The sequence below is a fragment of the Frankia sp. CgMI4 genome (assembly GCF_001756285.1).
GTDB lineage: Bacteria > Actinomycetota > Actinomycetes > Frankiales > Frankiaceae > Frankia > Frankia casuarinae.
The window spans coordinates 1-22,121 of the sequence record NZ_MAQZ01000069.1 but is presented as its reverse complement, the minus strand read 5'-3'; the positions used below and the strand labels follow the sequence as shown (position 1 = coordinate 22,121).

Here is a 22,121-nt window from a genome sequence, read left to right as displayed (position 1 = left end):
CAAAGCACATCACGTGGGTCCGACAACCCAGCCAACCCGCCGGCTCCGCGGCGGGTCGGCGTCCGTAGCGCGGCAGCGTCCGTAGCGCGGCAGCGATGGGACCGCGGTGTGGCGACGACCGGGACACTCGACGACCGGGACACTCGGGGGGCCTCTCACGCGTGCGCGTCAGGACGTGGCAGTGTCCTTAGTCATGACCGAGTGCAGCGACAAGGTCGCGCTCCTGACCGGAGCGGGATCCGGCATCGGTGCCGCCTGCGCCCGCCGACTGGCGAGGGCGGGCGCCCGGGTCGTCGCCACCGACCTCGACGCGCACACTGTCAAGGAGGTGGTGGCGACGATCGAGGACGGTGGCGGGGAGGCGCTCGCTCTGGAGGCGGACGTCACCGATCCCGATTCGCTCGAACGCGCCGTCCAGGTCACCGTCGGCACCTTCGGACGGCTGGACCTGGCGGTGAACAACGCGGGAGTGAGCGCGGGGCGCGAGCCGGTGGAGACCACCCCGGCGCAGGACTGGCAGCGGGTGCTGGACGTCAACCTCTCCGGCGTCTTCTACAGCATGCGGGCCGAGATCACGGCGATGCTGCGCGGCGACGGAGGCTCGATCGTCAACATGGCCTCGGTGCTCGGGGTGGTCGGGTTCGCCGGGTCGGCGCCCTACGTCGCCGCGAAGCACGGGGTCATCGGGCTGACCAAGACGGCCGCCCTGGACTACGCCACCCGCGGCATCCGAGTGAACGCGGTGGCGCCGGGCTTCGTGGACACCCCGCTGCTGCATGTCGACGGCCGGCCGCGGCGCGGAGCCGCGCTGTTCTCGCCGATCAACCGGCTGGGCACGGTCGACGAGGTGGCCGAGGTCGTCGTCTTCCTGCTGTCCGACCGGGCCTCCCTGGTCACGGGCAGCGTCTATCTGGCCGACGGCGGCATGGCCGCCCGCTGACCGGGCCCGCGGCGGTCAGGCCGGAGAACCGTCCCACCGGGCCGCGGCGAGATCGACCTGGTCGCCTCCGGGGCGCAGCGGCGTCCGGTCGGCGACGAGCCGGCGCAGGGCCTCGACCGGTGCGGCCGGGTTCGGTTCCCCGGTCGCCCGGATCACCCGGTGCCAGGGCACCTCGTCGCCGAATCGGGACAGCACGGCTCCAACCGTGCGCCCCGACCCGGCGCCGACGTACTCGGCCACGTCGCCATAGGTCATCACCCTGCCCGGCGGGATGCGCGCCACCGCATCCAGCACCTCAAGGGCGTGCGGACCCGGCGCGCCGCCGAGCGAGATCCGGGTACCGAGCCCGGCGGAGACGCTCGCCGGCGGCGCATCACGCCGGGCCCGCGGCCTGGGGCTCATCCAGGCTCCGTGGGAGTCGTCCGGGCTCCGTGGCTCATCCGGGCTCAGTAGACCGGCAGCGACTTGTCGACCTGGATCGCCCACGCGGTCACGCCACCCTGGACGTGCACGGCAGAGGAGAAGCCGGCGCCCTTCAGCGTGGCGAGCGCGTCGGCCGAGCGCACCCCGGACTTGCAGTAGACGACCACCCGACGGTGCTGCGGCAGTTCGGAGAGATGCGCGGGCAGGTCCCCCTTGGGGATCAGGCGCGCGCCGGGGATCCGGACGATCTCCCACTCGGCCGGCTCACGGACGTCGACGAGCTCGATCGGCTCGCCGGCATCCAGCCAGCTCTTGAGCTCGCCCGCGGTGATCGTCGAGCCGGCGGCGGCCAACTGCGCCTCCTCCGAGACCGCCCCGCAGAACGCCTCGTAGTCGATCAGCTCGGTGATCGTCGGGTTCTTCCCGCACAACGGGCACTCCGGGTCCTTGCGGACCTTGATCGACCGATAGGTCATCTCCAGGGCGTCATACACCATCAGCCGACCGACCAGCGGATCACCGACCCCGGTCAGCACCTTGATGGCCTCGGTGGTCTGGATGGAGGCGATGGAGGCGCACAGCACACCCAGCACCCCGCCCTCGGCGCAGGAGGGGACCATGCCGGGAGGAGGCGGCTCCGGGTAGAGGCAGCGGTAGCACGGTCCGTGCYCGGCCCAGAAGACGCTGGCCTGACCGTCGAAGCGGTAGATCGAACCCCAGACGTAGGGCTTGCCGAGCAGCACCGCGGCGTCGTTGACCAGGTAACGGGTGGCGAAGTTGTCCGTGCCGTCGACGATGAGGTCGTACCCGCTGAAGATCTCCATGACGTTGGAGGCGTCCAGCCGGGTCTCGTGCAGGACGACGTTCACGTACGGGTTGATGTTGCGAACCGAGTCACGGGCCGACTCCGCCTTCGAGCGGCCGACGTCGGACTGGCCGTGGATGATCTGACGCTGCAGGTTCGACTCGTCAACGGTGTCGAACTCGACGATGCCTAGCGTCCCGACGCCGGCGGCGGCCAGGTACATCAGCGTCGGCGAGCCGAGGCCACCGGCACCGACCGCCAGCACCCTGGCGTTCTTCAGCCGCTTCTGGCCGTCCATGGCGACATCCGGAATGATCAGATGCCGAGAGTACCGGCGGATCTCGTCGACGGTCAGCCCCTCGGCGGGGTCGACCAGGGGCGGAAGGGACACGCTTGCTCCTCGCGTTCGGTGTCGTCCTTCGACGATGCCACAGCGCGACGCGGCGTCGCCGGATTTGGGCCATCCGCCGGGAGGTCCCTCATCACGGGTACACGTCGGACATCGCGACGGCCGGCCCTCTGGTGCAGCGCACGGCGCCCCCGGAGTGTTCCCGCGGCTGCCACGGGTAGACCTCTTCCTACCCACCGCACATACAGTGAGGAGTGAGTGCAGTGTCCTTCACTGACAAGGTCAGGAACAAGATGCAGGAGCTCCGCGGGCGGACCAAGGAACAGGCCGGCAAGGCCACCGAGAACCGGGACCTGCAGGCGGAGGGCCGGGGAGAACGCGGCGTCGCCGACCTCAAGAACGCCGGGGAGAAGGCGAAGGAGGCCTTCCGTCACTGACCGCCCCTGTCGTTGACCGCCTTCCGTCACTGACCGCCCGGTATCCACCGGCCCCCGCCACCACCTGCCCCCGGCTCCCGCGCCGGGACCGCTCCTCAGGTCGGTCGTGGGGAACCGCTCCTCWGGCGGATCGCCGCGTCGGGGGCGTCTTCGAGGTCGGCGTCCTCGGGGCCGTCTTCGGGGCCGTCCTCGAGGAGGTGGCCTTGGCCGCGGAGGTCTTGGYCGCGGAGGCCTTGGCCGCGGAGGTCTTCGCGGGCGGCGTCTTCGTGGCGGCGTTCGTCTTCGCGGTGCTCCTCGTCGAGGACGGCGTCTTCCGGGYGGTCGACCGCGTACCCGGGGCCGACGAGGCACCCTTGACCGAGGAGGTACGGCCGCCCCGCCGTCCGTCGGACGCCTTGTCGTCGGACGCCTTGTCGTCGGACGCCTTGTCGTCGGGCCCCTCGTCGGTGACCCCGGCCGCCGCGGGCCCCGCGTCACCATCTGCCACAGCCGCACCACCTGCCACAGCCGCACCACCTGCCACAGCCGCTTCGCCGGGCCGTCCAGCGCGGGCGGCGGCTATGCTCGCGCGCAGCGCCGCCATGAGGTCGCCGACCGCCTCGCTGGCCGGCCCGCCCGGCGAAGCCACAACCTCGCGGCCGGCGACCTTCGCATCGATCACGGCCTGCAGGGCCTCACGGTAGTTGTCGGTGTACCTGGTGGGGTCGAAGTCGGCTGCCAGGGTGTGGATGAGCGAGGCAGCCACCGACAGCTCCTGCGGGCGTACCGCGACGTCCTCCTCAAGGAACGGAAAGTCCGGTTGCCGCACCTCGTCCGGCCAGACCATGGTCTCCAGGACGAAGACGCCGCCGCGCACCCGGAGCGTCGCGAGCTGCTCGCGTTGCYGCAGGGCTATCTTCACCAACGCGACACGGCCCGATGCGGCCAGCGCGTCGCGAAGGAGAACGTAGGGTTTGGCRCCGGTGCGGTCGGGCTCGACGTAGTAGCTCTTCGCGAAGTAGATCGGGTCGACCTGCTCCAACGGGACGAACTCCAGCACGTCGATCGCCCGGGAGGTGGACAGCGGGAGATTCGYGAAGTCCTCGTCGGTGAGTACGACGGTCTCCCCATCCGGCAGCTCGTAGCCYTTGGCAATGTCGGCGTAGTTGACCTCGTCCCCGTCGGCCTCCGCCACTCTCCGGTATCGGATAYGGGACCCATCCGACCGTCTAACCTGGTGAAACGCGACATCCCGTTCCTGGGTCGCCGAGTAGAGCCTCACCGGGATGGACACCAGGCCGAAGGAGATCACGCCCTTCCAGGTCGCACGCATGTTCGCCCCTCACGTCACGTACCCCTATGGTGTCCCACCGGAAGCCCACGAGTAAGCMAGACAGGCGAAAAGCTTGAACCTATCAACAGGTGAAGATCTCCAGGACGCCAGCCGCCCTGGAGACACACCGGAGAACGCCGACGACCGGCGGGGGATATATGTGCAGGAGGGCGGAACGTACCCAGGACGGGAAGCCTGGTGCGAGCGGGACACGGAGCCGGGAACGGCGCGGGAGCGGGGGGTGGGATGAGTGACGGACGCCACCGCCACGTCCGTGACGAGGCCGGCCCGGCCGATGGCGCGTGAGGGCCACCCGTTCCGGGCACATCGCGATCCGGACCCCGGACAGGTTCGGATCGTCCATTTCCGGCGCCCGCCCCAGCGGGTCGCCATAACGATGAGCGCAGGAGGACGTCCCCATGGGAGCACCCACCGACCTTCCGGCATCCGATCTTCCGATCGAGGCGCCCGACGCCGACGCCGTCGAGCAGGCCCGGGAGATACGTCCGGCCGGCCCGGCGCCGCGCTGGCTACCTTCGGCGCCACCCGTCGAGGCCGACGAGTACGACGTCGTCGAGCAGAGCATCGTGGTCGAGACCGACGAGGACGACGACTACCGCTGACCCGACCACCAGCGACCCGACTACCAACGACCCGACCACCAGCGACCCGACCACCAACGACCCGACCACCAGCGACCCAGCGCCACCCCGCGCGAGCGACGAGCAGGCCGGCTGGTTTCGTTTCGACGAACGCCGGCCGGTCGGACCCCGCGGGTACTGTTGACCGCATCAACCAGGAGGTGCGCCATCAGCCAGGAGGTGCGCCGGTGACCGCCGAGCCAGCCCCGCCCGACGCACGACCGGGCAGGGCTCCCCGGCTCCCCCGCACCGCGCGCCGCTTCCAGCTTCTGGGAGCCGCCCGCGAGGTCTTCGTCGCCCAGGGCTACCACGCAGCGGCGATGGACGAGATCGCCGAGCGGGCCGGCGTCAGCAAACCGGTGCTGTACCAGCACTTCCCCGGCAAGCTCGAGCTCTATCTCGCGCTGCTCGACGAGCACGCCACCCAGCTGGTGACGAGCGTCCAGGACGCGCTCGCCTCCACCTCGGACAACCACGCGCGCATCGCCCGGTCCATCCGAGCGTACTTCGACTTCGTCAACGACCCCTCTGGGGCACACCAGCTCGTGCTGGAGTCGGACCTGCGCAACGAGCCCGCGGTCCGCCAGCGCATCGAGACCGCCTTCGCCCAGTGCGTGCGGGCCATCGCCGCGACGATCGTCGCCGACACCGGGCTGCCCCAGGACGAGGCCGACCTGCTCGCGGTCGGGCTGGTTGGGCTGGCCGAGACGGCGTCGCGCTGGTGGCTGGTCCGCGGTGCCACCGTGGAAAAGGAACGGGCCATCGAGTCGATGGTGGAGCTGGCCTGGCGCGGCATCGGCGGCTACCCCCGCCAGGAGCACCGGGATGCCGCGCGCACGAACACGGAGCCGCACGAGGAGGTCCCCCCCGCCGGCTGACGTCGTCCGGCACATCGGGTGTAACGGGCGCGCCGGGTGTAACGGGTGTAACGGGTGTAACGGGCGCATCGGGCAAGCGTTTGCCGGGTGAGCGGATGTGYCCGGAGCGAACACGCCGCCCCTGCCGCGGTGGAGAAGTCCCGGAAGCCATAGTGTGGGCGGTGATCCAAGATCGGCGGCGCTCGTCCGCCGACGGTAGGTCCGACGAAGGCGGAGGTCATCGGGTGGAGGTCAAGATCGGCGTCCGGCAGGTCAGTCGGGAGCTGGTGCTGGAGAGCAGCCAGTCCCCGGAGGCTGTCGCCGCGCTGGTGAATGAGGCGGTCAAGGCCGACAACGGGGTGCTGACCCTCGTCGACGACAAGGGCCGGCAGGTGATAATGCCGATCGCGTCGCTGGCCTATGTGGAGATCGCCGCGACCACGACTCGACGGGTGGGCTTCGGCGCCGTCTAGGTCCCGGCCGACCACCGGCAGCGGTCCGCCGGCCGGCCCGCCGGGGAGCCGACCGGCGTCGCCGCGCCGGTCGGCGGGCCCGGATCAGGCGGACAGGCCCAGTGCCGCCATCCGCCGGCCATGCGCCGCCATGATGCGGTTGAAGATCGCCGCCAGCGCCTCCAGGTCGCCAACCCCGACCAACAGCCCGGTGAGCGCGTCGCGATCGACCCCGACCCGCTGGGCCTGCGTGAGCGCCTCACCGACGAGCCGACGGGCCCACAGCGCCAGCCGCCCGGCCACCGTCGGGTTGGCGCTGATCGCCGCGCGCACCCGCTCGACCGCGAAGGCTGCGTGCCCGGTGTCGTCGAGCACCTTCAGAACCAGTTCGCGTGACGGTGACGGAAGCCGCGCCGCGATCTCGCGATAGAAGTCCGCCGCGATGTTGTCCCCCACGTAGGCCTTCACGAGGCTCTCCAGCCAGTCGGCCGGGGCGGTCGAGTTGTGGAAGGCGGTCAGTGGCGCGATGAACGGGGCCATCGCGAGCTCCCGGTCGACGCCGAGCCGGTCCAGCTCGTCGCTGATGGCCTGGAAATGGGCGAACTCGGCGGCGGCCATCTTCGCCAGGGCGATCTTGTCGGCAACGGTCGGTGACATCCGCGCGTCGGTGGCCATGCGCTCGAAGGCGGTCAGCTCGCCGTAGGCGAGCAGGCCCAGCAGATCCACGGTCGCCTGGTCCACGGTCGCCTGGTCCACGGTCGGTGCGGGTCCGGCATCCGGGGACGGGGGCACCCGATTGTCAGAGTCACCTACCTGACCGGGGGCGGTGATGGCGATGGGTGTCGCCGGGCCGGTCGGGGTCCGTGTCGTCTGTGCCACAGGCGCGATTCTGACACCCGCCGCAGTCGCTGTCGGCAAACACTCCTGCCAAGGAGCCCCCACCCGGGGTTACACCGGCTATGCTGGGGGCAGCCAGGGGTCGTTATGTCACCTCGGCCGCCGTGTAGCAGGCGTCGCCTCGTCACCTGTGCACCCAGAGTTGCCATCGAGGGCACCGGGGCACATGGATTTTCGGGTCGCGGGCGCCGCGCGGCTCACCGCGAGCGGGTTCAGCGTAGACACCGCTCAGAGAAGACCAGGAGCGTCCCGCTGTCCGTCACAGCTGAAGTACCCACAGATGATCTGACTCCCTACGAGCCACAAACCACCCCCTCCACCCCCGGGTCCCCGGCGGCACCGACCTTCGCGGAGCTCGGCGTGCGCGCCGAGACCGTCTCGGCGCTGACCGAAGCGGGCATCGTGCACGCTTTCCCCATCCAGGAGTTGACGCTTCCACTCGCCCTGGCCCGCAACGACATCATCGGGCAGGCCCGCACCGGCACCGGCAAGACCCTCGCGTTCGGCGTCCCGGTGGTGCAGACGGTGCTGGCGGCCAAGGAGGGTGCCGACGGCCGTCCGCAGGCCCTCGTCGTGGTGCCCACCCGTGAGCTGTGCGTCCAGGTGACCGCGGACGTCACCCGCGCCGGCGCCCGCCGTGGCCTGCGGGTGCTGTCCGTCTACGGCGGGCGTGCCTACGAGCCGCAGCTGTCCGCGCTGCGCGCCGGGGTCGACATCGTCGTCGGCACGCCCGGCCGCCTGCTGGATCTCGCCCGCCAGCACGTGCTCGACCTGGCCGGCGTCGGCACCCTGGTGCTCGACGAGGCCGACGAGATGCTCGACCTCGGCTTCCTGCCGGACGTCGAGCGCATCATGTCGCAGCTGCCGACCGAGCGGCAGACGATGCTGTTCTCCGCGACCATGCCCGGCCCGGTCATCTCCCTGGCCCGGCGGTTCATGAAACGGCCCGTGCACGTCCGCGCGGAACAGCCGGATGAGGGGCGCACGGTCCCGACCACCCGTCAGCACGTCTTCCGCGCCCACGCGCTGGACAAGATGGAGGTGCTGGCCCGGGTCCTGCAGGCCGGCGGCCGGGGGCTCGCCATGGTGTTCGTGCGGACCAGGCGCACCGCGGACAAGGTCGCCGAGGACCTCGCCAAGCGCGGCTTCGCGGCCGCGGCGGTGCACGGCGACCTGGGCCAGGGCCAGCGCGAGCAGGCGCTGCGCGCCTTCCGCTCCGGCAAGGTCGACGTCCTGGTCGCCACCGACGTGGCCGCCCGGGGCATCGACATCAACGGTGTCACCCACGTGGTCAACTACCAGTGCCCCGAAGACGAGAACGTCTATCTGCACCGCATCGGCCGCACCGGTCGGGCGGGCGAGAGCGGGGTGGCCATCACCTTCGTCGACTGGGACGACCTGCCGCGGTGGACGCTCGTCAACAAGGCGCTCGCCCTGCCGTTCGATGGCCCGGTGGAAACCTATTCCACCTCCCCCCACCTGTACGAGGCGCTCGGCATCCCGGCGGGCGCGAAGGGCACCCTGCCGCACGCGGCGCGGACCCGCGCCGGGCTCGCGGCCGAGGACATCGAGGATCTCGGGCAGTCCGGTCGCGGCGGGCGCCGCGGCTCGCGGACCGGGCGTGACCAGGACCGTTCCGAGCCGGCGGCGGTGCCGACCCGGACTCGCGCCCGTCGGCGCACCCGCGGCGGTGGTGCGGCGGCCGCGGGTGCGGGGCTGGCCATCGCCGCGGACCCGGCGGACCCGGCGGACCCGGCGGACCCGGTCGACGAGGACGGCCGGAAGGCCGGCGCACCCGTGGTGGACGGTGCCGGGCAGACCGGGCTGGTCGAGTTCACCTTCACCGGGACCGCCCCGCTCACCGACACGGACACCGACACCGCCCGCGTCGTCTCCGCCCTGGCCTCGGAGACGGGCGTCGAGGCCGAGGAGTCGCCGCGCCGCCGGCGCCGGCGGCGCGGCAACCGTGGCCGCGGCACGGGCACGATGCGGGAGGCCGGCGACGGCACCGAGGCCGACGCCGACGCGCCACCCCGAGCCGAGTCGGCCTGACACCCCGGCCCCCGGCCCCGCATACCCGCGGGGGTCGCCGGTCCGCGGGGGTCGTCAGCCCGCGGGCCGAAAATGCAGGCCCAGCCGGACCCAGCTCAGCCGCCGGCACGAGGGACAGCGCACCAAGGAGGGATGCCGGAGCCGGACCAGCGGTAGATGGACGCTCGGCGTCAGGACGCGCAGCGCGTGCCAGGYGCCGAGGGAGCTGGTCTGCCCGCATCGGGAGCAGTTGACGGTCAGGCTGGTGTTCGGCGGTGTCACGGGGCGGACGCCGCTGTACAACGCACGCTTTCCATGCGCGTCGCGACCCACCGTTGATCTCGCGCGAACCGGAGTGACCAGGGGAGACCGGGCGCCACGCGGACGCAGCCGGTCGAACCCGGCCGTCGCCCGGTCCTGCGCCTGCCTCCCGCCCGGCACCCGGCCGGGTGTCCGCCCGAGCTCGTTCACCGTCGGCTCACACCCGCACCTCTCCGGTGCAGGTCGGTTCGCCGACCTGCACCGGAGGGCGGGAATGGTCCCGCATGCCCGCGGGTTGGCCGTCCCCCTCCCGAGGGCGTTGCCGCCGACCGGGCGAGGTGGCCCCCGGGCCGTCAACGGTTTCGGCGGCCTGTCCAACCGCGGTTCCGGCAGGGTCAGCGATGCCAGCGATGCCAGCGATGCCGGCAGCCGTGCCCACCCCCGCAACCCCGGCGATGGCACGGGCATGCGACCGGTAGGCCTCGGCCCCCTTGGAGCGCCGTGCGGTCGTCAGGATGGACCGCCCCGTTCCCGGCGCCTCGGCGAAGCGCACCGAGCGGGCTACCGGCGGCGCCAGCACCGCGATGTCGTACCGGGCGGAGACGTCGGCGAGCACCGCCCGGCAGTGCGCCGTGCGACCGTCGAACAAGGTCGGCAGCAYGCCGCGGACCCGCAGGCCGGGATTGGTCAGCCGCTGCACGTCGTGCACCGTGTCCAACAGCTGGCCGACGCCGCGGTGGGACAACGTCTCGCACTGCAGCGGCACGATGACCTCGTCCGCCGCCGTCAACCCGTTGATGGTGAGCACGCCCAGGGAGGGCGGGCAGTCGATGAGGATGAAGTCGTACTCGTCGACKATCTCGGCGAGGGCGAGCCGCAGCGCGTGCTCCCGCCCGGTGCGTGACAGCAGTACCGCCTCGCAACCCGCCAGCTCGATGGTCGCGGGCAGCAGATCGGTGCCGTCCGGTGTCCTGGTGATGATGATGCCGGCGGACAACCGTCCCAACAGGACGTCGTGCACCGACAGTTMGAGGGCATCCGGATCCAGCCCGAGCGAAAAGGTCAGACATGCCTGTGGGTCGAGATCGACCAGCAGGACCCGACGGTCCAGCTCGCACAGCGCGGCACCGAGACTCGACACGGAGGTCGTCTTGGCAACGCCGCCCTTCTGATTCGCAACAGCGAGTACTCGGGCCACACCGATCAGTGTGGGGGCGTGACCGATCCGTCACAACACTTGACGAGCGAAAATCTCGACGCGCCCCCGAGGCCACTCCGCAATCACCCTAAGTCGGACACCGACCAGCCATCCGCAACCCCGGTGGATCCCGGGGTACCACTCGTCTCATCCGGTGTGCGCCGCCGGGCGCGGGTCAGTTCGAGGCGGGGGCGGCGGTCTGCACCACCTCGAACGACCACAGCGTGGCCGCGGTGGCCGCGGGGGCACCCTGCCCCCCCGCCGGGGCCCCGTGGCCCGCCGGAGCGCCCTGACCGGCCGCGGTCTGCTCCGCGGCCTGCCGGTGGCCCTCACCGAACGCCTGCGAGGACTGCCACTTCTGGAAGTCCTCCTCGCTACGCCAACGGGTGTAGACGAGGTAGGTGTCCGTGCCCTCGATCGGGCGCAGCAGCTCGAACCATTCAAACCCGTCGGCCTGCTCCACCATCCCGGCGCGGCCGGCGAACCGCTTCTCCAGGGTGTCTCGCAGCTCTGCGGGCACGGTCAACACGTTGATCTTGACAACGCTCATGTCTTCAACCGTAGTGCGCGGGATCCATCACCGCACCGCTAGAGTCCCCCGACGTGCCAGGTCTTCCCCGTGTCGCCGTCCTCGGTCTCGATGCCGCCGGAGCCGCCGCGACAATCACACTCGCCGACGGTGGGCTGACCGTCACCGCGTTCTCCGAGGGCCCCGCGCCGCCGCCGTCCCTCGCCGAACTCGCCACGCACGATCTGACTGATCGTGTCGTCGCCGTGACTCCCGCTACGTTGCGCCTGGTCGGAGCCGCCGCGCTCGGTCCGCCTTTTGAGGTGCATGGCGCTCCCCAGCCGGATGGCGAAGCCCACCCGCTCGGCGTTTTCGAGGCCGTGGTGCTCACCGGCCCGGCGGCGCGGCTAGGTCCGGCCGGGACGGGCTCGGCCCGTTTCGGCGAGGTCTTCGATCTCGAGGTTCCCTGGCTGTTCCATGTCGCGGGTCCCGCGCGGCTCGCGGCCGCCCAGGCCCGGTGGATCGGGGAATACCTGCGCGGGCGGTACGCGCCGCCGTCGCCCGATGAGATGGCCGCTCGCCCGCGACTGGCCGGCCGATCGCTGCGCGGCGGGACACACGGTCAGCTGACAGCGCTGGACCGGGAGCTGCACGCGGGGCATACCCGGGCGGCCGAAGCCGGCTACCCGATGCCCCAGCCGCCTGGGACAGGCCTCAACCCGGGGTAGCCGGGGTAGCCGCCGGGGTGAGACGGGCAAGCCGCCGCGCCGCGGCCTCCAGGGTCGTGAGCTTCTTGGGGAAGCCGAACCGGATGATGTGGCGGCCGTCCGCCGGGTCCGCGAAGAACGACGAGCCGGGAACGGTGGCGACCCCGATCCCGGTGGCCAGCCGGCGAGCGAAGGCCACGTCGTCACCGGCCGGGTCGAGCGCGCGGGTGTCGCACATCACGTAGTACGCCCCGTCCGGTTCCCGGAAGGTGAAGCCGGTCCGGGCGAGGGCCGCGCAGAGCAGGTCCCGCCGTTCCCGGTACTGCCGGGCGAGATCGACGTAGTACGTCTGCGGCAGGTTCATCGCCGCCACCCCGCCGGCCTGCAACGGTGCCGCCGCCCCGACGGTGAGGAAGTCGTGCACCTTGCGGATCGCCGAGGTGTAGGCGGCGGGCGCGATCGTCCAGCCGACCCGCCAGCCGGTCACCGCGTAGGTCTTGGACAGCGCATTGATGGTGACGGTGCGGTCCTCCAACCCGGGAACGGTGGCCGGCGGGATGTGGCCGCCCGGGCCCAGGTAATGGATGTGCTCGTAGATCTCGTCGGTGAACACGAGCGCGTCGTGGCGCTGGCAGAGCTCGGCGACGAGGTCCAATTCGGCGCGGCGCAGCACCTTGCCGGTCGGGTTGTGCGGGGTGTTCAGCACGATGGCGCGGGTGCGGTCGGAGAACGCCGCACGCAGCTCCGCCTCGTCGATCGTCCAGTCCGGGGCATGCAGGCGGACGAGCTTCGGCCGGGCGCCGGAGAGGATCGCGTCCGGGCCGTAGTTCTCGTAGAACGGCTCGAACATGATCACTTCGTCGCCGGGGTCGACCAGCGCAAGCATCGCCGCGATCATCGCCTCGGTGGAGCCGCAGGTCACACAGATCTCGGTGTCGGGGTCGACCGACCAGCCCGGGTAGGTTCCGGCCACCTTCGCGGCAACGGCGGCGCGGAACTCCGCGGCTCCCCACGTGATGGCGTACTGGTTCACGTCCGCGTCGATGGCGGCCTTGGCCGCCTCCTTGAGCTGCGGCGGGCAGGCGAAGTCGGGGAAGCCCTGCGCGAGGTTCACGGCGTCGTGCGCGAGAGCGAGCCGGGTCATCTCCCGGATCACCGATTCGGTGAAGGTCGCGGCCTTCGCGGAGACCCGCGGCCGGGCGGGCGTGGCGGTCTGGTCGGGCACCGTCTCATGATGACGCCTCTCCCGGCCCGGTGTCCGGCGCCCCGGTGTCCGGCGCCCCGGTGTCCGGGCCGACCCGGTGTCCGGGCCGACCCGGTGTCCGGGCCGACCCGCCGGTCGCCGGCGCCCTGGTACGCCGATGCCTCAGTCCTCGTCGCCCTCGTCGCCGAGGGCGTCCCAGGGCTGGCGTTCGGGGCCGGCCGCCTGCCCCTCGGGGCAGTGGCTGCGGAAATCGCACCACGAGCACAGGGGGCCGGGGCTCGGCGGAAACGCCCGTTGCGGATCCTCACCCGCCCGCAGGGCCTCCGTCGCGCGCACGGCGTCCGCCGCGACCGACTCCGCCCGCCGCACGTGCCGGGCGATGCTCGCCTCGGTGTGCTCGGCGGCCGCGACCCGCCCACTGGGCACGTGGTGCAGCTCGACCCGCCGGCATGGTTGGCGCAGCATCCGCCCGGCGGCCAGGGCGTAGAGCGCGAGCGCCGGGGACGATCGCGCATCGTCGTCGGTGACCGGCCGGCGTCCGGTCTTGTAGTCGACGACGACCAGCTCCCCGTCCCGGTCGTCGAGACGGTCCACCCGTCCGGAGAAGGCCAGCGCCTCGGTACGGGCCGCGACCGAACGCTCGACCCCGCGCGGCTCGGCCGCCGGATCGAGGTGCGCGACATAGTCATGCGCCATCCGCGCGCCGCGCTCGCGCCACCGGTACGACTGCTCACCGTCCCGGAAACCCTCGTCGACCCACAGCAACCGCAACAGCGCCGCGGCCCGCTGTGGGACCCGTTGCTCGATCGGCCCCTCCCACCAGCGTCGCAGCGCGTTGTGCACGCTGACGCCGAAGGAGGTGTGCGCCCAGGGCGGCCCCTTGGGCGGCCGCGGCCGGTCCAGATACGTCATCCGGTACCGGCGGGGGCAGTCCTCGAAGGCCGCCAGCCGCGACGGCGTGCAGGAAAAAAGCCGGCGGGGCAGGCCGGTGAGCTCCAGTTGCGCCATCACTCACTCTATAGTCTCTACCGGCCTCAGTCTCTACCGGCCTCGCCTCGGTTACCGGACGCCCGCTCGGGCGGCGCCGCCCGAGTCAAGGCGAGGGGTTAATCAAGGCGAGGGATTAGTCGGGGTGGGGGTTACCCAAGAGCCAGGGTGGAGGGTACCCAAGAGATCAGGCTCCTGGACGAATCGGCGCGCGGCTGGCATGCTCTTGCCATGCAGTGCAGTCGACTCACGTGYCGCCGACTCGCATGTCACGGCACGTCGCTACGGCTGTTTTATGGGGACCGGGCACGGTCCCCGCTCCGCCGCTGATCTCACGCGGCACAAGCGCCAGACCCAGGCCCGGTCCGCCTCCGGGTTGTCTCGGCCTGGGGTGCGCCGGGCCTCCGACCGAAAGGCCCACTTGTGGAGAACGTCGTCGACGCCCCCAGCACCGCGCCGGCCATCGCCTCGATCGACGAGGGACGACAGCTCATCGATGACATCGATGCTCAGCTGCGTGATCTCGTCGCGACCCGGCGGGATCTGTCCCAGCAGATCCAAGCGCTGCGCTCGGCCGAGGGCGGGCCTCGCATCCAGCACGCCCGGGAGAACGAGATCATCGCGATCTGGGCGGACAAGCTGGGGCCTCGTGGGGTCGAGATCGCGATGGCGGTGCTGACGCTCTGCCGCGGTACCGTGCGGTAGGCACCCGGGTATCCGCCGGTGCGGCGCGCGGCCGCCGTTCGCACCAGCCCGCCGCACCGGCCCGATCATCACGGCGGACGTAACGAACGCTCRCCCCCCCGCCGCCGTCGGCGTTCCCGGTCGCGGTCCTTCGCCCGGTCACCGTCCGGCCCCTCCAGCTCCGCGAGCAACCCCCGCAGCTCCGAACGCAGAAAGTCCCGGGTGGCGAGCTCGCCGATCGTGATGCGCATCGCGGCCAGTTCGCGGGCGAGGTATTCGGTGTCCTCGCGGTTACGGATGGTCTGCTCGCGGTCCTGGGCGAGGTTCGCGCGGTCCCGGTCATCCTGGCGGTTCTGCGCCAACAGGATGAGCGGTGCCGCGTACGCGGCCTGCAGCGACAGGACCAACGTCAGAAAGATGAACGGGAAATTGTCGAACCGGACGGACTGCGGGGCGATGATGTTGTAAGCGACCCACAGCACAATCACGACGCTCTGCGCAACGAGGTACCGGGCCGTGCCGATGAAACGCGCCACCCGCTCCGCGATCCGCCCGAAGGCGTCCGGCTCGTAGGCGGAGCGCAGGGCGGACCGCCGGGACAGCCGCGGCTGATCGAGGCGGGCGCCTCGCGGCCGGCGGTGTCCCAGACCTCCCAGACCTCCCAGACGTCTCATGAGGCGGCCGGGGAGCTGCCCGCCTCACCGCGGGAGCCTGGTTCCACGTCGCCCGCGGCGGGCGGAGTCAGTGCCCCGGGGGTCGCCCGCGCATCCACGTCCGCGTCGAGCTGTCGCTCCCGCCAGTTCGCGGGAAGCAGGTGGTCGAGCACGTCGTCGACGGTGACGACGCCGACGAGCCGGCCGGCGCGGTCGAGAACCGGTGCCGCCACCAGGTTGTAGGACGCCAGATGACGGGTGACCTCGGCCAGCGGGGTCTCCGGCCGCAGCGAGGCGATGTCGACGTCGATCACGCCACCGACCAGGGTCGCCGGCGGCTCACGCAGCAGCCGCTGGAAGTGGGCGAGACCGAGGTAGCGGCCGGTGGGCGTCTCGTAGGGCGGACGCACCACGTAGACCTGCGCGGCGAGCGCCGGGGAAAGCTCGGGTTCGCGGATGCGGGCCAGCGCCTCGGCGACCGTCGCGTTCGGGGCGAGCACGACCGGCTCGCTGGTCATCATGCCGCCGGCCGTGTCGTCGGCGTAGAGCAGCAGACGGCGCACGCCGGCGGCCTCGTCGGGCTCCATCAGCCGCAGGAGACGCTCCGCGTCGTCGGCGGGCAGCTCGCCCAGCAGGTCCGCCGCGTCGTCGGGGCCCATCGCCTCCAGCACGTCGGCGGCCCGCTCGTCGGCGAGTCCCCCGAGCAGCTCGACCTGCTCGTCCTCCGGCAGCTCCTCGAGGACGTCGGCAAGCCGCTCGTCGTCAAGGGCGGCGGCGACCTCCGCGCGCCGTTTCTCGGACAGGTCATGCAGCAGCGACGCGAGGTCGGCGGGCCGCAGCTTCTCGAACGCAGCGAGCAGGTTCGCGGCCCCCTGCCCCTCCTCGGGCAGCGAGAAGCCGGTGACCTCGTCCCAGGCAACCGTCTTCACCTCGCCGCGCCGGCCCCGGCCGACCCGCACCGCCACCTGGTCGAGCACCCAGTCGCCGCCGCGGACCAGTTCGATCGCGGCGTCGACGACGGTCACCTCGACACCGGACGAGATGAGCGTCACCCGCCGGTCGAGCAGCTCGCCGAGCACCCGGGTCTCGTTCGGGCGCTGTTGGAAACGCCRCCAGCTCAGCCGGGCCGAGGACAGCACCACCGCGCCCGACTCCACCCCGGTGACCCGGCTCATCGGCACGAAGATCGGTCGGCGTTGGACCTCGACGGCCAGGCCCAGGACGCGGGGCGGCTCATGCCCGAGTCGCAGCGTCGCGATCACATCGCGCACCCTGCCGACCTRGTCGCCGTTCGGGTCCAGGACGAGCAGGCCCGCCAGCCGGCGGCAGTAGACGCGGGACGGGGCCGGGCGGGAGACCATGCCCATCACCGGGCGATGCCTGCGAAGTGCAACACACCGGCCCACGACGGCGCTGCAGACCTGTTCACGGCCGGAGGTTACCCGGCCCGGGACATCCCACAACCCGGAGAGGTCGGCCGGATCAACACCGTCGCGCGGGCCGCCGGCAAACCGCCCGGCGTTCCGGGGCCGGGGATCGGCCTACAGGTACTGCCTACAGATCCTGCCTACAGGTACTGCCTACCGGCACTGCCTACCGGCACTGCCTACAGGTACTGCCTCGACGGATTGACCATGGCGCGGACGGTCTTGCCGTCATGGAACTCCCCGATCGCCGTCATCGACCAGGTGGGAGCCCCGCGATCGCGCTGYACCCGGCACATCACCAGTCCGGTGGACGGCTTGGAGTCGGACAGGTCGAACCGGACAAGCTCCTGCCCGRTGAGATCGTCATACAACCGGCAGTAGGCGTTACGCACCTCGACGAAGGTCTGTCCCTGGAAACTGTTCACCGTGAAGATCAGGGTGACGACGTTCCCCGGCAGGGCACCGAGATCGACCAAGATTGTCTCGTCGTCCCCTTCGCCATGGCCGGTCAGGTTGTCCCCGGAGTGGCGCACGGCTCCCCGGGCGCCTTTCTTGGACATGAACCAGACCTTGTCGACGTCCTTGCCGCGCTCGTCGAACAGGATGCAGGACGCGTCGAGGTCGATCGACTTCCCGTGCTGGGCCGGATCCCACCCAAGGCCCATCCGGACCCGGGTGAGCGGCGGCGCGCCGGTCTTCACCAGCGAGACGCTCTGCCCCTTGGCGAGCGATACCCGCCCCTTGTCCAGGTTCACCCGGCCACCCTGCTGACCGGGCGCTCCCGGCGCGGGAGGCGGCGGACCCCACTGCTGACCACCCGGCTGCGACCCCCACTGCGGGCCCCCCGCCGGGGTCGGCGCGGGCGGCGGACCCCACTGCGGCTGAGCGGGCGGGGGCGGCGGCGGACCCCACTGCTGACCGGGCGGGGGCTGCGGTGTCCCCCACTGCGGCTGACCGGGCGCTCCCGGCGCGGGAGGCGGCGGACCCCACTGCTGACCGCCCGGCTGCGACCCCCACCGCGGGCCCCCCGCCGGGGTCGGCGCGGGAGGCGGCGGACCCCACTGCCGACCGCCCGGGGGCGTGCCGTACGATGCCGGGGCTGCCTGCGGGTGGGGCGGGGCCACGGGTGGCTGCACGACCTGCGTCGCGGCCTCGGAGGTGCCGGGGTCGTCGACGGTGATGCCGAAGTCAGTCGCGATGCCGGCCAGCCCCGAGGCGTAGCCTTGGCCGACCGCCCGCACCTTCCAGGTCCCGGCGCGCCGGTAGAGCTCGACGAGAATCAGCGCCGTCTCGCTGCTCAGCCCGGACGGATCGAAGCGGACGAGCTCGGCGCCGCCACGCGCGTCCCGCACCACGATGCTCAGGCCGCGCAGGGCGGCGAAGGTGGCCGGCCCGCTGCCGTCGAGACTCCCGGTGACGACCACCTTGTCCATCTCCGGCGGGACCGCGGCCAACGTGCACTCCAGCGCGGACGGCGGTACGAGACGCACCCCGGGACCCGTCGGCTGGTTGAAAAAGACGAAGTCGTCGTCGGTGCGCACCTTGCCGTGGATGGTCACCAGGATCGCCGCGATGTCCAGCGGACTCGACGAGGCGATCTCGACCCGGACGTCGGTAGTGGGCAACGCGGCGTTGCCGCCCTTGGTCAGCATCTGTGCCAYGAACCCCTCCAACGTCGCACCACGATAACTCCCGCACCGGCCACGACGGTTCCCGGGATCACTGCCGACCATACGATCGCAGGTATGGAACAACGTGGCGGGGCATCGGCCTGGTGAGCGACAGCGCGATCCTGCGATCGGTCGAGGAGCATGCGGCGGCGCTCTTCGGACCGGACACCGGTCGGGCCGCGGTCACGTTCCTCGGCACCGACCAGATCGAGGTGCTGCGGTTCGGCCCGGACCAGGCGGGCGTCATCCGCTATCTCACCCTGGGTATGTCCCGGGAGCCGATGACGGCGGCGACGACGACCGTGCGCGACCCCGCCGGCCCGCGGGCCGAACTCGTGCTGTCCCTGCGCGGGCGGCGCGACAGCGTGCTGCGGCGGTTGGCCGTGCTGGCCGCCGTCCCGACGGTCGAGGGCCGTCCGGTGGCTCCCGGGTCCGGCCTGGATCTCGGGGAACCGCTCTGGSACGGCGCACCGTTCACCGCGGTGCTCGTCGGCGAGCCCGGCGGGCTCATCCCCGATCTCGCCACCGGGCTCGCAMCTGTCCGCTTTCTCCCCCTGCTTCCGATGACCCCCAACGAGTCCGCCTACAAGCGGGTGCAYGGCCCGGACGCGCTGCACCAGCGGTGGCTGGCGGCCGGGACGGATCTGCGCGACCCCGGCCGCCGGGAGGTCCATCTCGGCTGACCCCCGGCGTGGGGGTGATCCGCTGTGAACGGGCCGCGAGTTCATCCGTTTCCACTACTCTCATCCAGTTGTGACCCGTGACGCCGCGGCCGGCTCTCCGCGTTCCCGCCGATTCCCGCGGGCGCCCTCGCCGTCAGCCGCCACCGGCTCGCCGTCAGCCGCCACCGGTCAGACTGGTCGACCGGCCGGCACCGATCCGTCGGCACGCGCCGATCCGGGCACCGGTCCTCGCGCCGCCGCCCGGTCCGGCCACGGGACGAACCCGGGGGCCGATCCACGTCGCCGTGCCGTCCTGCTCGGCGGCCTCGGGCTGGCGGGCGCCGCGCTGGGCGGGGCGAGCCTGGCGGCCTGCGGCGGCTCCGGCGGTTCGATCCCGGCCCCCGCGCCGACCCTGCGGGCACCCACCCCGATCGCGGGCGTCACCGACGGGGTCTTCGGGCTCGGGGTCGCCAGCGGCGACCCGTTGCCGGACGGCGTCATCCTCTGGACCCGGCTCGCGCCGAGGCCGACCGAGGGCGGCGGCATGCCCACGCGGGACATTGAGGTCGACTGGCAGATCGCGACGGACGAGGGTTTCCGCGATGTGGTGCGCGCCGGCACGCAGACCGCGCAGACGGCGTTCGCGCATTCCGTCCACGTCGACGTCCGCGGACTCGCGCCGGAGCGTGACTACTTCTACCGGTTCCGTGCCGGCACCGTGCTCAGTCCAGTCGGCCGGACCCGGACGGCCGCGGCACCTGGGAGGGGACCGGAATCGACCGGCGGTGCCCTGACCTTCGCGCTGGCCTCGTGCCAGGACTTCCAGAACGGGTACTGGCCGGCCCTCGACGGCATCGCCACCGACGCGCCGGACCTCGTCGTCCACGTCGGCGACTACATCTACGAGTACGACCCGAAAAGCAACTACCCGGACCGGCGGCACACCACCCCGCAGCGGCCCGGTCTGGACCAACTCCAGACGCTGGCGGACTACCGCAACCGGTACGGCCAGTACAAGTCCGATCCTGCCCTGCAGGCCGCTCATCACGTGGCCCCCTGGGTCGTCACCTGGGACGATCACGAGGTCGAGAACAACTACGCCGGACTGATCGACGAGGCCGGCGACGCCGGGGAGCAACGGCAGGACCCTGCGGTGTTCGCCCGCCAGCGTGCCGCCGCCTACCAGGCGTACTACGAACACATGCCGATCCGCGCGGAGCTGAATCCGGGATCGCCCGACATGCGGATCTACCGGCGGTTCGTGTTCGGGAACCTGGTGACGTTCAACGTCATGGRCACCCGGCAGTACCGGACCCGGCAGCCCGGCGACTCCCCGCAGGGCATCGGGCTCGCATCCCTGGGCCGGGACAACACGGCCGGCACGATGGCCGGCGCCGCCCAGGAACGCTGGTTGCGCGACGGCCTGACCACGTCGCGGACCCGCTGGAACRTCCTCGCCCAGCAGACGATGATGGCCCAGCTGAACGGGCAGCTACCCCTCGGCGAGGGACCACGGCTGGCCAACCTGGATCAGAACGACGGGTACGGCCCCTACCGGACCCGGCTGCTGTCGGAGATCCGCGACAGCGGCGTGCGCAACCCGGTGGTGCTCTCCGGTGACATCCACTGCGCCTGGGTAAACGACCTCCGGGTCGATTTCGACCGGCCCGAGACGCCGGTCGTCGCGACGGAGTTCGTCTGCACCTCGATCAGCTCGGCCTTCTTCCTCGTCAGCGAGGACTTCATCCGGCAGAACAATGCCCGACTCAACCCGCATGTCCGGTATTTTCGCGGTGACCGGCGAGGTTACACGCGCGTTCGCGTCACCCCGGACGAATGGCGCGCGGACATGCGGGTCGTCGCCGACATCGCCCATCGCCACTCGCCCACGTCCACGGATGCCACCTGGGTGGTCGAGAACGGGCGGCCCGGCGCGCGGCCGGCCTGAGAGCGAGCGTGCGGCGGCACGCTCCGGCCCTGCCGGCCCGCACTGCCGGCCCGCGCCCTGCCGGCCGATTTCCACCCGATTCATCGGAAAAGGCGCGGGAATTCGACCACCGGGTGGCCTCACTGGCCTGCGCATCGCGAATAAATCCGAAGAAACTCGACGGTTCTACGGCCAGGACACCGGTCGCCACGTTAGCCTTTCCCCGGCCCGTCCGCCGCTTTCCACACGCCTTCTGGCGCCGCGCGGACGACGAACATCGGGAGCCGAACGTGACGATTCTACACCAACCGAGAGAACCGGGCGGAGCGGCGGATACCGGGACGCAGCCAGCGGATATCGTCGCCGCGCACACCAGGCCACGTACCCCTTTGCTCGGCTATCTGCGGACGACGTCCCACAAGGACATCGCCATCCTGTACGCCGTCACGTCGTTCGGGTTCTTCCTCTTCGCCGGTGTCCTGGCCATCATGATGCGGGCGGAACTCGCCCGCCCGGGGCTGCAGTACTTCTCCAACGAGCAGTACAACCAGTTTTTCACGATGCACGGCACGCTGATGCTRCTCATGTTCGCGACCCCGMTSGCGTTCGCGTTCGCGAACTTCCTCGTGCCGCTGCAGATCGGCGCGCCGGACGTGGCGTTCCCGCGGCTGAACGCGCTGTCCTACTGGTTCTTCCTGTTCGGCAGCCTGACGGTGATCYTYGGGTTCCTGACCCCGAACGGCGCCGCGTCCTTCGGCTGGTTCGCCTACTCGCCGCTGAAYARCRAGGTGTACTCGCCGGGGGCCGGGTCGGACCTKTGGATCGTGGGWCTSRCGGTSTCCRGTSTSGGTACCATCCTCGGCGCCGTCAACATGATCACGACGATCCTGACGATGCGGGCCCCGGGCATGACGATGTTCCGGCTGCCGATCTTCTGCTGGAMCTTCCTGGYGACCTCGATCCTCGTGCTGRTYGCCTTCCCCGTGCTCGCCGCGGCGCTGCTCGCCCTGGAGGCCGACCGGCGCTTCGGCGCGCACGTGTTCGACGCCGCCAACGGCGGCGCGCTGCTCTGGCAGCACCTGTTCTGGT

21 protein-coding genes and 1 pseudogene are annotated in these 22,121 nt (G+C 71.6%); 11 read left to right on the top strand and 11 right to left on the bottom strand.

Annotation, left to right across the window (positions count from 1 at the left end; all coding sequences use genetic code 11):
• Positions 1-193 precede the first annotated feature (193 nt).
• The gene (locus tag Manayef4_RS11470; RefSeq protein WP_035729824.1) at positions 194-940 is read left to right on the top strand and encodes an SDR family oxidoreductase; all 747 of its coding nucleotides are present in this window, start codon (positions 194-196) and stop codon (positions 938-940) included.
• Between the two features lie 15 nt (positions 941-955).
• Here Manayef4_RS11470 and Manayef4_RS11465 read toward each other — a convergent pair whose 3' ends face one another.
• Both Manayef4_RS11465 and moeZ read right to left on the bottom strand, forming a co-directional pair.
• Complete coding sequence (locus Manayef4_RS11465) at positions 956-1,342, bottom strand: MGMT family protein (protein WP_011438176.1); 387 nt, start codon at positions 1,340-1,342, stop codon at positions 956-958.
• A 44-nt stretch (positions 1,343-1,386) separates the two neighbouring features.
• The gene (gene moeZ / locus Manayef4_RS11460) at positions 1,387-2,559 is read right to left on the bottom strand and encodes an adenylyltransferase/sulfurtransferase MoeZ (RefSeq protein WP_070131568.1); all 1,173 of its coding nucleotides are present in this window, start codon (positions 2,557-2,559) and stop codon (positions 1,387-1,389) included.
• Positions 2,560-2,780: 221 nt separating this feature from the next.
• Here moeZ and Manayef4_RS11455 point away from each other — a divergent pair, with 221 nt between their 5' ends.
• Positions 2,781-2,954, top strand: coding sequence for a CsbD family protein (locus Manayef4_RS11455; RefSeq protein ID WP_023841357.1), 174 nt, complete (start codon positions 2,781-2,783; stop codon positions 2,952-2,954).
• A 211-nt stretch (positions 2,955-3,165) separates the two neighbouring features.
• Here Manayef4_RS11455 and Manayef4_RS11450 read toward each other — a convergent pair.
• Positions 3,166-4,266, bottom strand: a pseudogene (locus Manayef4_RS11450) (Ku protein); the annotation flags it as partial.
• A 419-nt stretch (positions 4,267-4,685) separates the two neighbouring features.
• Here Manayef4_RS11450 and Manayef4_RS11445 point away from each other — a divergent pair.
• The 3 genes from Manayef4_RS11445 to Manayef4_RS11435 all read left to right on the top strand — a co-directional run bounded on the left by Manayef4_RS11445 (position 4,686) and on the right by Manayef4_RS11435 (position 6,237).
• The gene (locus Manayef4_RS11445; RefSeq protein WP_023841356.1) at positions 4,686-4,889 is read left to right on the top strand and encodes a hypothetical protein; all 204 of its coding nucleotides are present in this window, start codon (positions 4,686-4,688) and stop codon (positions 4,887-4,889) included.
• A gap of 206 nt (positions 4,890-5,095) precedes the next feature.
• The gene (locus Manayef4_RS11440) at positions 5,096-5,785 is read left to right on the top strand and encodes a TetR/AcrR family transcriptional regulator (protein ID WP_023841355.1); all 690 of its coding nucleotides are present in this window, start codon (positions 5,096-5,098) and stop codon (positions 5,783-5,785) included.
• A gap of 224 nt (positions 5,786-6,009) precedes the next feature.
• A complete protein-coding gene (locus tag Manayef4_RS11435) occupies positions 6,010-6,237 on the top strand; it encodes a DUF3107 domain-containing protein (protein ID WP_011438181.1) in 228 nt (75 codons plus the stop codon).
• A gap of 84 nt (positions 6,238-6,321) precedes the next feature.
• Here the strand turns inward: Manayef4_RS11435 and Manayef4_RS11430 are convergent, their stop codons facing one another.
• Complete coding sequence (locus Manayef4_RS11430) at positions 6,322-7,008, bottom strand: ferritin-like fold-containing protein (protein ID WP_035729943.1); 687 nt, start codon at positions 7,006-7,008, stop codon at positions 6,322-6,324.
• 192 nt (positions 7,009-7,200) lie between these two features.
• Here Manayef4_RS11430 and Manayef4_RS11425 point away from each other — a divergent pair, with 192 nt between their 5' ends.
• Complete coding sequence (locus Manayef4_RS11425; RefSeq protein WP_254665593.1) at positions 7,201-9,165, top strand: DEAD/DEAH box helicase; 1,965 nt, start codon at positions 7,201-7,203, stop codon at positions 9,163-9,165.
• A gap of 457 nt (positions 9,166-9,622) precedes the next feature.
• Here the strand turns inward: Manayef4_RS11425 and Manayef4_RS11415 are convergent, their stop codons facing one another.
• Positions 9,623-10,603: a ParA family protein gene (locus tag Manayef4_RS11415; protein WP_070131566.1), complete on the bottom strand. Its 981-nt coding sequence runs from the start codon at positions 10,601-10,603 to the stop codon at positions 9,623-9,625.
• Positions 10,604-10,778: 175 nt separating this feature from the next.
• Positions 10,779-11,153: an antibiotic biosynthesis monooxygenase gene (locus Manayef4_RS11410; RefSeq protein WP_011438185.1), complete on the bottom strand. Its 375-nt coding sequence runs from the start codon at positions 11,151-11,153 to the stop codon at positions 10,779-10,781.
• Positions 11,154-11,206: 53 nt separating this feature from the next.
• Here Manayef4_RS11410 and Manayef4_RS11405 point away from each other — a divergent pair, with 53 nt between their 5' ends.
• The gene (locus Manayef4_RS11405) at positions 11,207-11,839 is read left to right on the top strand and encodes a hypothetical protein (RefSeq protein WP_011438186.1); all 633 of its coding nucleotides are present in this window, start codon (positions 11,207-11,209) and stop codon (positions 11,837-11,839) included.
• On the opposite strand, the gene Manayef4_RS11400 is transcribed toward Manayef4_RS11405, so the two are convergent.
• Positions 11,826-13,043 (bottom strand): aminotransferase class I/II-fold pyridoxal phosphate-dependent enzyme, encoded by a 1,218-nt coding sequence (locus Manayef4_RS11400; protein ID WP_011438187.1) that lies wholly within the window; start codon positions 13,041-13,043, stop codon positions 11,826-11,828. The two genes, Manayef4_RS11405 and Manayef4_RS11400, sit on opposite strands and share 14 nt — an antisense overlap.
• A gap of 141 nt (positions 13,044-13,184) precedes the next feature.
• A complete protein-coding gene (locus tag Manayef4_RS11395) occupies positions 13,185-14,030 on the bottom strand; it encodes a PD-(D/E)XK nuclease family protein (protein ID WP_023841351.1) in 846 nt (281 codons plus the stop codon).
• Between the two features lie 402 nt (positions 14,031-14,432).
• Between Manayef4_RS11395 and Manayef4_RS11390 the strand changes: the two genes are divergently transcribed.
• Positions 14,433-14,714, top strand: a complete 282-nt coding sequence (locus Manayef4_RS11390) for a chorismate mutase (protein ID WP_011438189.1) — start codon at positions 14,433-14,435, stop codon at positions 14,712-14,714.
• A 68-nt stretch (positions 14,715-14,782) separates the two neighbouring features.
• Here the strand turns inward: Manayef4_RS11390 and Manayef4_RS11385 are convergent, their stop codons facing one another.
• The 3 genes from Manayef4_RS11385 to Manayef4_RS11375 all read right to left on the bottom strand — a co-directional run bounded on the left by Manayef4_RS11385 (position 14,783) and on the right by Manayef4_RS11375 (position 18,425).
• Positions 14,783-15,367, bottom strand: coding sequence for a DUF1003 domain-containing protein (locus Manayef4_RS11385; protein ID WP_070131565.1), 585 nt, complete (start codon positions 15,365-15,367; stop codon positions 14,783-14,785).
• Positions 15,364-16,707: a CBS domain-containing protein gene (locus tag Manayef4_RS11380; protein WP_070131564.1), complete on the bottom strand. Its 1,344-nt coding sequence runs from the start codon at positions 16,705-16,707 to the stop codon at positions 15,364-15,366. Before Manayef4_RS11380 ends, Manayef4_RS11385 begins: the two co-directional genes overlap by 4 nt.
• 245 nt (positions 16,708-16,952) lie before the next feature.
• Positions 16,953-18,425, bottom strand: coding sequence for a TerD family protein (locus Manayef4_RS11375; protein WP_070131591.1), 1,473 nt, complete (start codon positions 18,423-18,425; stop codon positions 16,953-16,955).
• Between the two features lie 122 nt (positions 18,426-18,547).
• Between Manayef4_RS11375 and Manayef4_RS11370 the strand changes: the two genes are divergently transcribed.
• From Manayef4_RS11370 to Manayef4_RS11360, 3 genes are all read left to right on the top strand, one after another.
• Positions 18,548-19,126: a suppressor of fused domain protein gene (locus tag Manayef4_RS11370; RefSeq protein WP_070131563.1), complete on the top strand. Its 579-nt coding sequence runs from the start codon at positions 18,548-18,550 to the stop codon at positions 19,124-19,126.
• Between the two features lie 292 nt (positions 19,127-19,418).
• Positions 19,419-21,053, top strand: a complete 1,635-nt coding sequence (locus Manayef4_RS11365) for an alkaline phosphatase D family protein (protein ID WP_254665599.1) — start codon at positions 19,419-19,421, stop codon at positions 21,051-21,053.
• 269 nt (positions 21,054-21,322) lie between these two features.
• The coding region (locus tag Manayef4_RS11360; RefSeq protein ID WP_175443367.1) for a cbb3-type cytochrome c oxidase subunit I at positions 21,323-22,121 on the top strand (799 nt) is incomplete at its 3' end.